The organism is Lihuaxuella thermophila, assembly GCF_900110165.1.
GTDB classification, from domain to species: Bacteria; Bacillota; Bacilli; order Thermoactinomycetales; family Thermoactinomycetaceae; genus Lihuaxuella; species Lihuaxuella thermophila.
The window spans coordinates 1-15,913 of the sequence record NZ_FOCQ01000013.1 but is presented as its reverse complement, the minus strand read 5'-3'; the positions used below and the strand labels follow the sequence as shown (position 1 = coordinate 15,913).

Annotated in this window: 12 protein-coding genes; 6 read left to right on the top strand and 6 right to left on the bottom strand. The window is 48.1% G+C overall.

Annotated elements, in window-relative coordinates:
• Nucleotides 1-98: 98 nt before the first annotated feature.
• Nucleotides 99-362 (top strand): hypothetical protein, encoded by a 264-nt coding sequence (locus BMW55_RS13995; protein ID WP_211663679.1) that lies wholly within the window; start codon nucleotides 99-101, stop codon nucleotides 360-362.
• A 68-nt stretch (nucleotides 363-430) separates the two neighbouring features.
• On the opposite strand, the gene BMW55_RS13990 is transcribed toward BMW55_RS13995, so the two are convergent.
• Nucleotides 431-979: an NADPH-dependent FMN reductase gene (locus BMW55_RS13990; RefSeq protein WP_089970544.1), complete on the bottom strand. Its 549-nt coding sequence runs from the start codon at nucleotides 977-979 to the stop codon at nucleotides 431-433.
• 308 nt (nucleotides 980-1,287) lie between these two features.
• Here BMW55_RS13990 and BMW55_RS13985 point away from each other — a divergent pair, with 308 nt between their 5' ends.
• Together BMW55_RS13985 and BMW55_RS13980 are read left to right on the top strand one after the other, a co-directional pair.
• Nucleotides 1,288-1,683: a DUF4262 domain-containing protein gene (locus tag BMW55_RS13985; protein ID WP_170839945.1), complete on the top strand. Its 396-nt coding sequence runs from the start codon at nucleotides 1,288-1,290 to the stop codon at nucleotides 1,681-1,683.
• A 260-nt stretch (nucleotides 1,684-1,943) separates the two neighbouring features.
• Nucleotides 1,944-3,248 carry a homoserine dehydrogenase gene (locus tag BMW55_RS13980; RefSeq protein WP_089970538.1) on the top strand — a complete coding sequence of 435 codons (1,305 nt, stop codon included), beginning with the start codon at nucleotides 1,944-1,946 and terminating at the stop codon, nucleotides 3,246-3,248.
• 136 nt (nucleotides 3,249-3,384) lie between these two features.
• Here BMW55_RS13980 and BMW55_RS13975 read toward each other — a convergent pair whose 3' ends face one another.
• The gene (locus BMW55_RS13975; RefSeq protein WP_089970535.1) at nucleotides 3,385-4,128 is read right to left on the bottom strand and encodes an ABC transporter permease; all 744 of its coding nucleotides are present in this window, start codon (nucleotides 4,126-4,128) and stop codon (nucleotides 3,385-3,387) included.
• A 475-nt stretch (nucleotides 4,129-4,603) separates the two neighbouring features.
• Here BMW55_RS13975 and BMW55_RS13970 point away from each other — a divergent pair, with 475 nt between their 5' ends.
• Nucleotides 4,604-6,820, top strand: a complete 2,217-nt coding sequence (locus BMW55_RS13970; protein ID WP_244527568.1) for an immune inhibitor A domain-containing protein — start codon at nucleotides 4,604-4,606, stop codon at nucleotides 6,818-6,820.
• Nucleotides 6,821-6,950: 130 nt separating this feature from the next.
• On the opposite strand, the gene BMW55_RS13965 is transcribed toward BMW55_RS13970, so the two are convergent.
• The 4 genes from BMW55_RS13965 to BMW55_RS13950 all read right to left on the bottom strand — a co-directional run bounded on the left by BMW55_RS13965 (nucleotide 6,951) and on the right by BMW55_RS13950 (nucleotide 9,954).
• Complete coding sequence (locus BMW55_RS13965) at nucleotides 6,951-7,688, bottom strand: SDR family NAD(P)-dependent oxidoreductase (protein ID WP_089970532.1); 738 nt, start codon at nucleotides 7,686-7,688, stop codon at nucleotides 6,951-6,953.
• 278 nt (nucleotides 7,689-7,966) lie between these two features.
• Nucleotides 7,967-9,040, bottom strand: coding sequence for a thermonuclease family protein (locus tag BMW55_RS13960; RefSeq protein WP_089970529.1), 1,074 nt, complete (start codon nucleotides 9,038-9,040; stop codon nucleotides 7,967-7,969).
• Between the two features lie 331 nt (nucleotides 9,041-9,371).
• Nucleotides 9,372-9,623 carry a hypothetical protein gene (locus BMW55_RS13955; RefSeq protein WP_089970527.1) on the bottom strand — a complete coding sequence of 84 codons (252 nt, stop codon included), beginning with the start codon at nucleotides 9,621-9,623 and terminating at the stop codon, nucleotides 9,372-9,374.
• Between the two features lie 118 nt (nucleotides 9,624-9,741).
• Nucleotides 9,742-9,954, bottom strand: a complete 213-nt coding sequence (locus tag BMW55_RS13950; protein ID WP_089970524.1) for a hypothetical protein — start codon at nucleotides 9,952-9,954, stop codon at nucleotides 9,742-9,744.
• 232 nt (nucleotides 9,955-10,186) lie between these two features.
• Between BMW55_RS13950 and BMW55_RS13945 the strand changes: the two genes are divergently transcribed.
• Together BMW55_RS13945 and BMW55_RS13940 are read left to right on the top strand one after the other, a co-directional pair.
• Nucleotides 10,187-11,452 carry a helix-turn-helix domain-containing protein gene (locus BMW55_RS13945; protein WP_089970521.1) on the top strand — a complete coding sequence of 422 codons (1,266 nt, stop codon included), beginning with the start codon at nucleotides 10,187-10,189 and terminating at the stop codon, nucleotides 11,450-11,452.
• A gap of 941 nt (nucleotides 11,453-12,393) precedes the next feature.
• Nucleotides 12,394-15,913 (top strand): DNRLRE domain-containing protein (locus BMW55_RS13940; protein WP_139179504.1); only part of this gene is annotated, 3,520 nt, incomplete at its 3' end.

The window sequence follows — 15,913 nt, the reverse complement described above, 5'->3', positions numbered from 1 at the left end:
AATGCTTTTTTCTTCCCCTTTAAACCTGACCCGCTGAATGATTTGATCGGAAAGTGACAAGCTAATGGGAAAAGAGAAAGACCCGTGGTGAATCAACGATGAACAAACAAGAGTCCTACGCCTGCCCTGTTTGTAACAGTTTTAGCGACTTTCTCTCCGGTTGTCCCGACTGCGGGAACTTGCTTGAGGATCACGGAAGATTGCCGGATTTTTACGCCGACTACAGCCCCTACCGCCCCATTGAGGATTTAAAAATGACGGATGGTTTGCCGGACGCGGCCACCCATCGCTGCCCTCATCTGGTTTACTGCCCGGAGTGCGGGTACATGAATGTACAGATGATTGATGAGATCTTGATTTAAAAGAAATCTTCCTTCCGGCGAATCGACCGCCAAAAGGAAGATTTCTTCATTTAGATGAAACTGTTTTTTCACCGGATCGAAGCAACGAGAGCATCCATCAGTTGCTGCAGAAAGTTACGGGTCGTTGCATCGGTCAGCATCCCGTGCTCATCAAATTTGGTGTGTACCTGTGGGACGAGCACCTCCGGCCGGTTGACGGGAACCATATTGACGCCGAACAGGATGTCCCGCAAATGAGTTTGGGCGCGCGCGGTTCCGAATAGCCCCGGTGTCGCCCCCATGATCGCGACGGGTTTTAAAGCGAGCGGAGCCCCGGCGGATGGACGGGACAGCCAGTCCAATACATTTTTCAAAACCCCCGGCACCGAGTAATTATATTCAGGGGTGCTGATCAAGAAAGCATCCGCCGATTCGGCCAATCGAGCAAGATCCGTCACCGGCTGCGGCAGTTGGCTTTCCAGGTCTTCATTAAACGGCGGAATGGATGAGATATCAGCCAGAGTAAACCGATAATCATTTGGCAGAAGTTGACTCGCATTGAAGAGCAGCTTCCGGTTCCATGAATCCTTGCGCAGACTCCCGCAGATTCCGACAATATGCACCTGGCGTTTACTCATTCTGAACAACCTCCCCAAAAAATGGACTCATGTCCCTTATTCATTGATGTCAGCATCCCCCGCTCCATGAAGATTTATCATCAAAACGTCTCCTATAATAATTAAACCGCAATATCACCCAAACATATAGTGATATCATCAAATTTTTCAAAACAATCCTAACAAACTGCCTTTACATTACCTCATAAGCCCTCCGGCAAGGGCCGGCTTGCATGTGCGAAGCGTGCTTTCCGGCCATGAGTCCATCAGTTGGGATTGAAATGCCGGGAAATGCTGAAACTAGGAAAAAGCGATCAGGAGGATTTCCGATGGACTCAAGGGATGATACGAAAAACTGGGAAAATGAGATGCTTGAGAAGTACGGTTGGTACATCCACTACCAGACCGATGGAAATCGGATCGACGCCCATACCCACGGTCTCTCCGAGAACTTCAATCATCCGGATTTGCAAATCGTTCTGCCCATTTCCCATGAAGCGGTACAGGGAATATTTCGTGAACTTGTGGATCAAATCAAAGAAGGTAAAGTGTTTGAGGAAGGGAAACGCTATGACGCGATGATCGGAGGAAAATACCAGGTGGAGTTCATCAAAGTCCCTGAATCAGGAAGGGAAGTGTTGCGTATCCTGTTCCCCGATCCCAAGGGTAAATTGCCTTCAGAAGAAGATTGTGATCCAATGTATCGCAGACAATGGATGCACTGAAACAATCCCCGCAGTACCATACGCGGGGATTCGTTATTTGCGGCGACAATCAAGCAGGCGATCCTGTAACTCGGATGGAGCGCGAAACATTGTCGAAAAACCTGTAAGTTGGTTGATTTGGAGCCACAGCCTGACAATTCGTTCGATTTGGACAAAAATTGCTCATTTTTGTCTGTTGCCATTCCCGCTGTTCTTGGTTATACTGTCTTCAATTGATACACATATGTTCACTACTCACGGACACAACAGGAGGATACGGAATGGAGAGGAAATCAGTCAACGTAGGCCTTATGGGATTTGGAACGGTCGGAACAGGGGTGGTCCGGATCGTATCCGCTCATCAAGAGGATTTGTTTAAGCAAACCGGGCTTCGTATCGGGATTCATAAAATTCTGGTAAAAAATAAGGAAAAAAAGCGAAGTTTAACCGGATATGAGCAGCTTCTCACCACAAATGCGGACGAAATCATCTATGACCCGGAAATTGATATTGTGATTGAAGTGATGGGCGGGGTTGAACAGACTAAGCCGTTGATTTTAGCTGCCATCCAACAGGGGAAACATGTGATTACGGCCAACAAAGATCTGATGGCGGTATACGGAGCGGAGATTTTAAACGCTGCCCAGGAAAACAACTGTGATGTGTTTTACGAAGCGAGCGTGGCGGGAGGCATTCCGATCCTGCGCGCTCTGGTGGAAAGCTTTTCTTCTGACCGGATCACAAAGATGATGGGGATAGTAAACGGAACCACCAACTATATTTTGAGCAAAATGAGCCGGGAAGGCGCCGACTACCATCAGGTCCTGAAAGAAGCCCAGAAACTGGGATATGCTGAGGCGGATCCGACGTCCGACGTGGAAGGCCTCGATGCTGCCCGCAAAATGGCCATCCTCTCCACATTGGGATTTCGCGTGCCGGTCAATCTGGATGAAGTGGATGTAAAAGGGATTTCCCATATATCGCGAGAGGATATCGCCTACGGCAAAAAACTGGGTTATGAAATCAAGCTATTGGGTCTGGCACAACGTGATGATGACGAGATCGAAGTAAGCGTAGAGCCGACCCTGGTGCACAAATCCCATCCCCTGGCTTCTGTCAACGGAGTATTTAATGCCGTCTGCGTGCATGGCGAAGCCGTTGGGGAAACCATGTTTTACGGGCCGGGGGCCGGAGAGCTGCCGACGGCCACGGCTGTGGTCTCCGATCTTGTCACTGTGGTGAAGAACATGAAGCTGGGCGTCAATGGCCGCGGCATGGTCGCCCCTTATAAAGAAAAGAAATTAAAGACGGATGACAAAAAGTTTTCCAAGTACTTTTTGCGCATGGTCGTCGCTGATAAACGGGGAGTGCTGGCAAAAATAACCCAATTGTTCGCCGACAATCATATTTCCCTCGCCCAGGTGATCCAGCAGCCTCATCATGGCGGAGAACATGCCGAAATTGTTCTGGTCACCCATAAGATCTCCAAAAGAGACCTGGATCTGGCCCTCCTCTACTTGAGAGACATGGATGTCACCAAGGAAATCAAAAGCTGCTTCCGCGTGGAAGAAGGGGAAGAAAAATAGGCAATCACGTTCCGCAATGTTTTGTTTTCACTCTTGCCACTGTCGCCCGTCCCGATTCAAAACAACACCCGGCTTCTGTACCGCATACAGACCGGGTGTTTTTTTGTTCCCTCAAATCCAGGTTATGTAAAGCGCTCTAGAATATCGAAGCTCTAAACAAGGACCTGTAGCTGAGAAAACTGACTGTTAAAGCGGATGTCACCGAAGAGGCCATCAAGCTCATCATGATGAGAATCTGGTACTTGACAGCGGTAACCGGAGAAACTCCGGCGATAATCATCCCTGTCATCATTCCGGGCAAATGGACCAGTCCGATCGTTTTAAATGAATCGATACTGGGGATCAGCGCGGATTTGACCGTCGTCTCGATCAGATCCTGGCTTGCCTGACGAATATTGGCTCCCAGCGCCAACTTACCCATGATTTGCTCCTTGGTTTGCTGAAATTCATGATAGAGCCGCTCAAAGGACAGCGCGGTGATGACCATGGTATTTCCGATCACCATCCCGCTCATCGGCAAAACATATTGAGCCCGGAAGGGAACCACATCAAAAATCAGCCATACAAAAAGCGAAACGGCTTCTCCCAAAAAAATGGCGGTAAAAGCGATGAGAAAAGAACGATTCAACCATTTTCCGCGCTTGGATGAATTTTCGGCAGCGATGCCGATCATCAGCAAGAGAAGCCCTGTCAACAGCCATCCGGTTTCGATCGAAAAGATCCATGTGATGACATAGCCCATCAACAGGAGCTGGACAGAGCCTCTCAGCGTCGACCACAAAATTTCTTTCTCCAAGCCAAGATGTTGTTGATAGGAAATGAAAAGCGGAATCAAAACAATGGTTGCCGTGGCCAATAAAACAAACAGGCTGATTTCCATCTCTCCATCCACCTTCCACTGAAGGGTTCCCTACTAGCCGGCCAGCGACTGGTTCTGATGCTGGAATTTCATCCCTCTTCCCCTGAAATTTGTCCCCGTCAAATCGCAAGTAGAAATTGAGCCGAATGTTTCTGTCTTTTACGTTGAATCGGAATGCTGCTTGTACCATTATACATGATTCACATTGAATAAAAGAGAATCATCATTCAATCCCGTTTGATGAATGCGGATTTCAAATAGAAAAAAATGCGGTGAAATGTGGCTTGAGAATACGAAATTCAAGTGTATCAATTAAACAAGGGATATAGATAAAATACTACAAATTATAATATTTTTTATGTTTATTTTGACATATTCCAATAATTAAATATAATAGAGTTGTGACTATTTCGACTCGGCAGTCTAGTAATCGGAATTTATTTACATACCGTACCTCCCTGTCGGAATAGTGCGAACAAGTCCAATCCGGAAAAGGGTGACCGTATTGAAATTCAGAAAAACGATGGCTGGTGTTTTATCCTCTGCTCTTGTGCTTGGGGTATTTGCCGCTGCTCCACAGGCTTCTGCGCGACCGAGCACGAATGATCAACATGAAAAGCATGTGGATTGGGCGACCGTTGACTTCAATCGTTTGTCCAAGGCGCTAATCCAGCGCGGAGAGATTGACCGGGATGCCTCGGAAAAAGAAGTCCAAAAAGCGGTCGAGGCATATGTGGTCAAGCACAGTGTTCATGGTGGCATTGACACTTCCACAACCTTTGGCAAAAAAGCGGAAAAAGGCCTGAAAGGTGTCCAACAGCGCGGGGCCAAACAGGCAGACAGCCAGTCCCGCCATGCCAAACCGCGAAAGGCCCACAAAGATCGGATCGTGATGGCCTTGGTGGAATTCCCGGACTACAGTCATAACCGTCTCAAACCTGAAGAGGGTTATCTCTACACCAAGGATTTTAACCCGGAGCATTACCGCAACATGCTGTTTAATCCAAACGGATATACGACTCCGGAAGGTCTCAAGCTGACTACCATGGCGCAATACTACTATCAACAATCCGGCGGAACCTGGACCGTGGATGGTGTGGTAACCCCCTGGATGGAGTCCAAAAGAACCGCTGCGGAAAATGATAAAGATCCCCGCGGTCTGGTTGTGGAAACATTAAGCCAGGTGGGCGAAGCGATTAAAGGAAAGGAAAAGCTCTACGATCAACGCGATCCGTACGATATCGACTGGGACAAACAAGTGATGGAGCCGGACGGATTATTGGATAACTTAATGCTGGTTCACTCCGGTGTCGGTGAAGAAGCAGGCGGTGGTGAGCTTGGAAGCGATGCGATCTGGTCCCACCGCTGGACGCTGAAATCCCCGACAGCGATTCCGGGAACCACACTTAAAGCGTATGACTATATGATTCAACCCGAAGATGGTGCCGTCGGGGTTTTCGCCCATGAATACGGTCATAACCTGGGATTGCCTGATCTCTATGATACGACCGGACAAGGTTTTGGTTCCCCGGTCGGAACCTGGTCGTTGATGTCCGGCGGTTCATGGAACGGCAAAATCGCGGGAACGGAACCGACCGGCTTTGATCCGTGGTCCAAAATGTTTTTACAGGCAACTTACGGGGGAAAATGGATTTCTCCTGTAGAGATCGATCATCAAAACATGAACAAACGCCTGGTTTATAAAGTAAATGAAGCGGTAAGCTTCAAACCGGAAAATAAAGTCTTAAAAGTGAATCTGCCTGATGTGGAAAAGAAACCTCCTACCCAACCGGCAGCCGGAAAATATGCTTACTTCTCCGATTTGGGCGACAATGTCAATACCAGGATGACCTCTCCGGAGATCGATCTGACCGGCGTGACAAAGGCCGGCCTCAGTTTCGATTCCTGGAGGGATATTGAGACAGGATACGACTATCTGTATGTCAATATCATTGATGTCGCAACCAACCAGAAGACAACGCTAACCTCCTATGATGACACCACCGGCGGCTGGGTGAAAGAGGAGCTGGATCTTTCCTCCTTTGCCGGCAAAAAAATCAAAGTTGAATTTAACTATGTTACAGATGCCGGCTGGGTGCAGGAAGGCTTTTATGCAGATAACATCTCCGTAACCGCAGACGGAACCCAAGTTTTCTTTGATGATGCGGAAGGCACGCCGAAATTTGAACTGTCCGGCTTTATCCATTTCGATGGAAAAGGTAAAATGTATCCCAGCTATTACCTGATCGAGTGGCGCACCCATAACGGGGTGGACCGGGGCCTGGCTAACCTGCGCCGCGGCAACAGCTTCATTACCAGCGACCCGGGAATGATCGTCTGGTATTATGACGGCCGCTATCTCGATAACAACACCAGCCTCCATCCGGGAGAAGGAATGATCGGGGTCGTTGACGCACACCAACGCATTCACTACTGGAGCACCGGCACACCCGCAACGGACCGTTATCAGTTGGTAGACGCTGCTTTCAACTTCAAACGGACCTCCGACATCCATATTGAGAACTATGCGACATTCGGTTCGATGCACTATCCCGGTCTCCCGGGGGTATCCACCTTCTACGACGGAAATGATTACACATTAAAAGGTGTGGATACCGTAGGCAAGATCCTGCCCAAATACGGACTTCAATTTAAATTGAAAAAGGTCGGTAATAAAGGAACTTCTGCTTATATCCAGCTTTCCAGAAAATAAAAATCCTCCCTATTGAATGAAGCTTCCATCAACGGTTAAGCATATCGATTTATTTGGAAGCAGTTCAGGAACAAGACAAGCCTGCTCATTTCTTGCAAACGGAAATGAGCAGGCTTTCTGTTTGCTATTTTTATATAAACATTCCGCCGTCGACAACGATATTTTGCCCGGTGACAAAATGGGAATGGGCAATTAACGAAAACGCCACTTCGGCAATATCTTCGGGAGTCGCCACCCTTCCGAGCGGGGTGCCGCTGCCAAGCCTCTCCACATGATCTTCATGCCCCTCCACCCACCGGGTACGAACGACTCCGGGAGCAATGCCGTTCACCCGCACTTCCGGCGCCAGCACCCTAGCCAATGATTTCGTCACGCTGATGGCCGCCGCCTTGGAAGCGGCATAAGCGATCGAACTTCCCAATCCGGTCATCCCCGCGATGGAGGTAATGTTGATAATACACCCCCTCTGCTTTTTCAATTCAGCGGCTGCGGCCCGGCAACAATGAAACACGCCTTTTACATTTACATTCATCACCCGGTCCCAATACTCATCTTTGAGGCCTTCCAGGTCATCATGGGCAACAAAATTGGTCACGCCGGCATTATTCACCAGGATGTCCAGCCTTCCAAACTGATTGACGGCTTCCTGAACCATCCGGCGAACTTCCGCGTCATCCGCTACATCCGCCTGAACCAGCAGGCTTTGAATCCCGCAAGCGTCAATTTCTTTCTGCGTCTCGAGCGCTTCTTTTTGAGAGCGAGAATAATTGATGACAATCCGCACCCCCTCGCGGGCCAAACGCAAGGCGATCGCCCGCCCGATTCCGGTACCCGCACCGGTGATCAGGGCAACTTTCCCTTCCAGCATGTGAATTCACCCTTTTCATGAATGATGGAACCTCAAAAGAAATCTGCTCTCCTCAAGAGCTTCATCACAGCCATTCACCCCATTCCTCCATGGAGTGTCCGGCTACGAAGTAATACCATTAAGTATAAAATATTTTTAATTATCCCATTGTACAAAAATTATACCCGAGTAAACATAAAAGATGCTAGAAGCTCTGTTAGCGTGAATAAACACATTCCAACCCGAAAAAAGCGCTGTTCTCTCTTAAAAACTGAGAAAACAGCGCTTTTTTAACGTATTCAGTAATTAGCTGCTCCCTTGGTCGGAGTCGTATCTTGTTGCGAGCTCCAGGTCCCGCCATCCGGCTTGCGATACCAGGATGCGTCGTAAGCGGTACCGGAATAGGAGTATTGATCCAGGACCGTACCATCCCTGGCTTTGAGCGTAACGGTATCCCCGGCGTTATTAAAGTAGTTGTTGGTTTCCCAGACAAAATAACCTTTGGCGGGAATGACCGTTCCGGACGGAATGGTGTACGGAGCTGAACCGCCCCCTGTAATATCGTCAATCACATAGCCGCTGAGATCGACGGAAGAAGAACCGGCATTGTAAATCTCGACAAATTCTTGCGTATACCTGGACTGTGGAGCCGGCAGAACTTCGTTAATATACAGCCCGGCCGGGGGTTGGCCTCCCCCTTCTTTCGAATATCCGGCCGACTGGGCATCGGCTTCGGTGAAGAAAAAGACGCGGTTCTCAATCGGAATTTGTTTATAGTCGGCCGGGTCGACATACTTCTTCGTGTAGTAATCCCCTACATATTTATCCTGGCTGCTTCCCGAAACACGATCCCGAAATTCAAACGGGAGTTCCGGAATGGGGTTGGACGGATTCCACATCCCCCTGCCGGCTTGTCTTGCTTCCAGATAAGCAGACTGATAGTCCTCAAAGTATTTCATGTTGGGCCAGATGTAATAGGTGACCGCATGCCCTTGCCGGACCATCTCTTTATTCACATCCAGGGTTCCTTTCCAGACATGAGCCAACAGACGCCCATACGCATCTTTTTCCTCTACATCGGTTTCAATGGTGATCCGGGTTCCGGGGGGCAACAACTGAGCCAGATAGTTTTTCGCATTTGTTCCCCACGGATTTTGCGCCTGCCCGTTGTAATTGGTTTCAGGCGCATCGATGGACAACAGGCGAACCTTTGTCGTTCCCAAAACGGACTCGGTCAAGTGAATCGTATCCCCGTCCACCACCTGGGCTACCGTCGCCGAATAAGCGGCGGCATCAGATCGTTCGGGAACCAGCGGAAACAAAAGGCTCAGCACGAAAATAAATGAGTAAAAAACCTTCCACCTATGCCTCATGATGTCGCTCCACCTTTTCCTATGGGATGGCTTCTACTCAAAAAATAGCGCTCTTTTTTTTATCTGCTGTCAAAAGATTGTCAATGAACAATGGAGTTTGTATAAAATTTTTTATTTACATCATTTTTGTATTTATTTTTATTATAATTCTATATTTATTCCCTTACAAGCGGACGTGTTCTTCCCGGGTGCGCCCTGATCGAAAAATAGAAAAAGCGGCATCATCCACCCAGTCATGGTTGATACCGCTTTTCAATTTGATAAATGTCTCAAGATCCGTTCACACTCAGGTCTGCAAGACCAAGGAGATCAAGCTTGTCCCATCCTGTTCTCACTGTTCAGGAGCATCCGGCTCCGGCAAAGCTGACATTGCAGGCAATGATGGAAGCGCCTGTGCCCATTGGGTGGCAATTTGATCGAGAACACAGCTGGTGCGGTCCATTTCATGTGCCAGCAGCAGCCGGGTGAACGTTTTTTGCCCCTCTGCCTTCTCCTTGAGCGCTTCTACATGTTGACGCAACAAACGGCAAACGATCCGTTTGGCTTCTCGGTCCAGTCTGATTACAATCTCTCTTTCTTCCACATCTCTCCCCCCTTTTTGGTTCTTCCCTGAACCGGTCAAATCGAATCACATAAACAGTCAACCTCATTTTTTCTGTTCACCCCACCGGTTGCCGCCTCGGGATGTTTTGTGCATGCGTTCACATTTTAACTCCTTTCTTTCCCTCCCTTCGCAGCAAGCGGATGCTTTTTCCCGTGATGGTCGTTTGGCTGTTTGCGGTTTTCACCTGTACATCAGCCAGGCGAAGGATGATGGATTTTCCGTCCGGGGTTTTTAAAAATATAAATGCGTGTGTCAGATGGTTTACATCGGCGCCCGGACGTTTCTTGCGCGGAGCAAATGGTATCACCATATGCAACAACCCTTTTGAATTTTTTCTGAATATCCGGATTAATTACAGTATAGGAACCTGGAAAATTGTGTTCAACAAATTACAGAAATTAGATTCATTTTTTTCCTGTTCCTGTCATATCGGATCAAATGGCTTCCATTACCATTTTTCATTCGTCATGATGAATCATTCCGATCATGATTGCCTATGGGAGAAAAATGGTGAATAATGATAAAAAAGGAGGGATTTTGTAATGGATTTTGAGAAGGTCGGAAAATTAATCAGAAAAGTGCGCAAAGAGCGACATTTAAGGCAAGAGGATCTGTCGGACGAGCATATTCCCCGCACCACCCTGTCGGCCATCGAGCGCGGCTTGTGCCAGAACCCGGTGAAAGTCCAGTATATCTTGCGCAAGCTGGACATTGATTTATCGGAACTGTCCGACTTGGAAAAAGAGAAAGAAGAAGACCGGAATCTTTATCTCTTGATCCTTGAAAACAAAGCCAATTCCAAACCGCGGGATACACTGTCGGAATTATCCAGGCTCCCCGCTGAATACAAGGGTCCGCATCTCGATTTTCTCAAAGGTGTCTGTTTTTACAATGTGGAGCAGTATGACCGGGCCGCTGACTATTTTCATCGGGCCCTGCAACTACTGGAGAAAACCACAGATCACGAGAGAACCAATTTAAAAGCCTGTTGTCTGACCCACCTGTCCGTCATTGCATTCATACAACATGGCCATAAGGAGAAAGCGTTGCGCTATGTGGAGGAAGCCTTGAAGATTTTTGATCTCGACGGACAGCGGAGATATTACTACATCAATCTGTTAACGAATAAGGCAATCTTTTTACGGTCTCTCGGCCGGCCGGAAGAAGCGTTGAAAACACTGGATGAAATCAAAATAGATTCTCTTGAGATCAATATTGGGGCCGCGATCGGGGTCTATGTTTTAAAAGCAAAGCTCAAAAAGGACATCAAACTTTACGACTCGGCGGCGGATTGTGCGAAAAAAGGGCTGGAAATCGCCAGGATCAATTATAATCATGAGCGGGAAGTAGAGCTGTACATCACCCTGGCGGACATCTACCGGGAAAGCGGAAAGCTGCACCGGGCGGAACAATGCCTCCGGGCGGCAATCGACCTGAAAGAAAAGATTTCACGAAGGCAGTGGTTAATCCTTGAGGCCCGCCTCAGACTCGGCATCGTCTATATCGAAAAAAAGGACTATCCGCTGGCCCGTGAGATATTAGAGAAAACGAAAAAAATTGCGAAAAGAGAAAATAACATGGTACAATACTCTCAAGCACTGCTCTCGATCGGAAAGGTCTTTCTGTCGGAGGCCAAGTATGAGGAGGCGCGGGCCGCATTTGCGGAAGCCTGCACGCTCCATTCAGATGAACATACCAACCTGGAGGCTCTCCACGGGTTGATGCAGGCATATCTCTTCCTGGGAGACGAGACCAACTACATCAAATATTCGAAACTCTATTACAAGGCTAAAGGTCTTTATGAATAAAGGAGGTTCTTCCTATGAGTGAGAAGATTCGTGTCTTCGGCGATGATCCGGTACCAGAGCCTTAAAGAAGGTGAAAAGGGAGGGTCTTTTTATAGACGGGAAAATCCGTTTCTATGGCGATGATCCGGAACCAGAACCTTAAATAAGGGAAAAAGGAGGTTCTTTTTATGAATGAGAAAATCCATTTCTTCGGCGATGATACGGAACCCGATCCGTAAAGAAGGTGAAAAGTAGGCTCCTTCTACATTGGATGCATGCGTCAGGGATACATAAAGACAATGAGTCTCTCTAAAAATATTGAAGTTCCGCATTCCATCTACAAACCCTGGTATTCACTTTTAATGTGAGTACCGGGGTTTGTTATATTGTTGATTCTTTCCCACCTGCAACTTGCCAAAGATCTTATATTTTGCGTACTTATGTTGTCATATCTGAGATGAATATCTTCCAAATAACTCTATCCACCGCATCATTTCCAGCCAAAACAACAAGCACTCCAATGAATCCGCTCTCGCTGCGAATGATTTAACCCCTTTTTCCCTGCTAATAATTGGTTTCTGTTTTTAGTTTGCTAATCACTGCTGTTGAAACAACCAAATAAATCCCCATAAATTGTCATCTCTTCTACCGGTAAAAACTCCCTATTTCTTCTTTATATCCAGATATAATATAAAATTTTTCCTAATTATCCAATCTCACATCATGGATTGGTAAATTTATTACTTTAATTTCGTAACATAAATTTAATATAAGTCCGAATGGAAAATATATTTACAAATTACATGAGAAGACTGTAAATTATAAACGTCACTAAATTGACAATGTTTTTTAACGATCTGTTAAAAAATCGCGATCTTAAGGCGTAAGGAGGGAGCTGATCTTCATCCGATCCTGCTGTTCTTTTCACCAATACCAATCATCCTAACAAAGGGAGAGAGCACATGAGTCAGAGATGGATGAAAAGGCTTAGCTGGATTTCTGTCATTGTGATTGTCTCTTTAATGGGTGCAACTCTTTTACCCGGTTACTCAGATGCCTACGCAGCCGATAAGGCGAAAAAGGAACTCTTTAACAGCCGGCAGGAAGTCGTGGAGCTGAGGACCGAAAACTCCAAAACCTTTATCAAAGGAGACGGGAAAACGTACATTCAGGAAGAATACCTGGAACCCGTCCACTACCAGGAAGATGGCGCCTGGAAAGAGATCGACAACCAGGTCGTAGCTGTTTCGGGAACGAAAGCACTGGACCCCGAACTGCCTTACATCAACAAAGCCAATAAATTCCGCATTGGATTCGCAAAACAATCAAAATCCAAAAAATTGGTCCGATTCCAACTGGGAAAAGCCAAAGTGGATTTCCACCTGATCGACGGTGCAAATGTGCCTGCTCAAACGAAGAATAATAAAGTCTCTTACAAAGGCATTTATCCGGAGACCGACCTGGTTTATCACACGGACAACTCCGGCGTGAAAGAAGAATGGATTCTTCACAAATACAATGGGAAATCCACCTTTACCATGGGCATGAACGTGCAACATGCGAAGCCCGTCCCGCAAAAAGACGGGTCCATCCAGTTTGTCGACAGCAAAGGGAAAGCCTTGTTTACCATCCCCCGTCCGGTCATGGTAGACGCGAAAGATTCCATCTCCCATGATGTCAAACTGGAACTGCGCACGGAAGGGAACAAAACCTATCTCGATGTGAAAGCAGACGAAGAATGGCTGAAAGATCCCAAACGTGCTTATCCGGTAGCGATTGACCCTTCCTTAACGATCCAGGGAACCAACGATACGTACGATGCGTTTGTCGGTAACAAGGACACAACCGTACAAGGAACCAATTATGGCAGTCTAACCTACCTGATTACCGGAACCTATACAGACTACGGAATCACCCGTTCCTTTATCAAGTTTCAATTGCAACCGCTGTTGAGCGGAGCGCAAATCAGCTCAGCCAGACTTTACCTAAACCAGTATTCCACGGTGGCCAACCAGCAGGTCAACCTGTATCCGGTCACTTCCAACTGGTCTTCATCCAGTGTCACCTGGAACAATCAGCCGTCCATTGGGAGCCTCCTTTCTTCGACCACCGTCGGGGGTGCAGGCGAATACAGCTGGGATCTGACTTCCCTCGCCCGGGGCTGGTACAGCGGGACAACCAAAAACTACGGAGTCTCCCTTCGCCATCAGACCGAAACCAATGACCGGAAATCATTTCGTTCCAGTGACTATGCGACCGACCCGACCCAAAAGCCCAAGCTGGTCATCACCTATACGATCAGTCCGCTGGGAGAAGAACCATTCTGGACATCTGCGGCAACCAATGTCAACACCTATAACGGAAACTTCTACTTACCCGAATCCGACCTGAATATTCCGGGCCGCGGCATCCCTGCCAGTGTTTCCCGAGCCTACAACAGCCGGGCCAACACATCGGGGCTGTTCGGTTACGGCTGGACCTCCAATATCGAACAGCATCTCTATGACAGCGGAGACGGACCGATCCAGTACAAAGACGCCGATGGCACCCTGCACAGCTTTACCCCCAATGGGGATGGAACCTATGATACTTCCCAGGTTCTTCAGTTGGAGCTGAAGAAAAATGCCGACGGTACCTATACCCTGACAGATGCATCCCAAAATCAATACATTTTCACGACCACCGGCTATATATGGAAAATGATCGACCCGAACGAGAACACCACCACCATTAACTATTCAGGGGCTCTCCCGATCCGAATCACCGATGCATCGAACCGCATCAGTACCATCACCTATGATGCCAATAACCGAATTTCCAGGATCACGGACCCGGCCAGCCGAACCATCGAGTACAGCTACAACGCAAGCGGCGACCTGATCAGCGTCACCAAGAAAGATGCAGCGGGTACCAGCTTGTCTACCGTCACCTATGAATATGAAACCAACCATAACCTGAAAGGCTTTACCGATCCCAACGGAAACAAGAAAACCGTGACCTACACCGCCGATGACAAGGTTCAGACGCTTGCTTATCCCATTACTGTAGGCGGGTCTGTCCAGACAGCGACCACCACCTTTGCCTACGACACGGTAAACAAACTCACCACCGTCACCGATCCGAAGGGAACTAAAACCCTGTACACCCACAACGACTACGGCAATGTGGTGCAAATTACCCAGGACCCGGCCGGCCTCAATTACAAACAAACCTTTACCTATAACAATGAAAACCAGCTGGTCAGCCAAAAAGATGCCAATGCAAACGCAGCCAACAGCTCGGCGACCTATAACTACACATACGATGCCAACGGCAACCTGACCAAAGTGACCAATCCATTAAACGAAACCACAACCACCACCTATGACGAAAACAACAACCCGATCAAAGAAACGGATGCCAACGGCAATACCACAACCAATGAGTACGACGATAAAACGAATCAGACATCAACCACGGACCCGGCCGAAAAATCTTCCGCGACCAAATATGATGCTTACGGAAACGTGATCGAAGAAACATCCGCGATGAGCCCCGGCAGCAATCTGGCCAACAATGGAAGCTTTGAGCTGGACCGGAATGCGGACAACTGGCCGGATGATTGGGAAACCAAGGCGGGGACAGCGACATTCTCGTGGGCAAGCCCCGGACTCACTACAGATGGTGTGACTCTGGGGAGCAGGAGTGTGAAGATTTCCAACCCACAGACGAGTGCGGCTGTAGGCGGAAAGCTCATCCCCTATAATCCAGCCAAAACGTATGTGTTCAGCGGAAATGTAAAAACAGTGAATGCCAATGGACAGGGCACGATTTACGTATTCGGCTATAAGGATGGCGTCTATCAAAACATTGCCTATCGGAGTGCCAGCATTACCGGAAATCAAGACTCGACCCGACTGCATGTCGTCATCCATCCGGGCGATTTCCCTGCCGGTATTAACCAATTACAGATTCGCGCCTATGTCTCGGCAGGAGGAAAGATAGGGGATTACTATTTCGACGGTCTTCAAGTGGAGGAAGAGTTTAACGGAGCCTATAACGTCCTGGAAAACGGGGATCTTGAACGCGATTCCGACCCGGCCGATAACATTCCGGACCGTTGGCTGGCCGACGGCAGCATGGAGATTTCCACGGGTGTAGACGGAATTGATACGACGGAGAAACATGCGGGCAACCACTCCTTCCGCATCGTCGGGAAATCCGCCCTGTGGAAATCGCTGCGCCAGGATGTCAAGCTCAGCGGCGGAGCCGGGGCTCTGCTGACCGTATCCGGTTTCTCCAAAGTACAAAATCCGAATCCAAACGGAGGAATCTACGGTTATATCATCGAAACGTACAGCGGAACGACTTTACAAGAAACCTTTACCTTCCACTTTAACAAGTCCAGGTCCCATGACTGGGAACATAAAACCGCCCAGATCAAGACAACCAAAGCTTTTGACAACATCAAAGTTTATTATGAGTACAGCCAGCAGTCGGGAA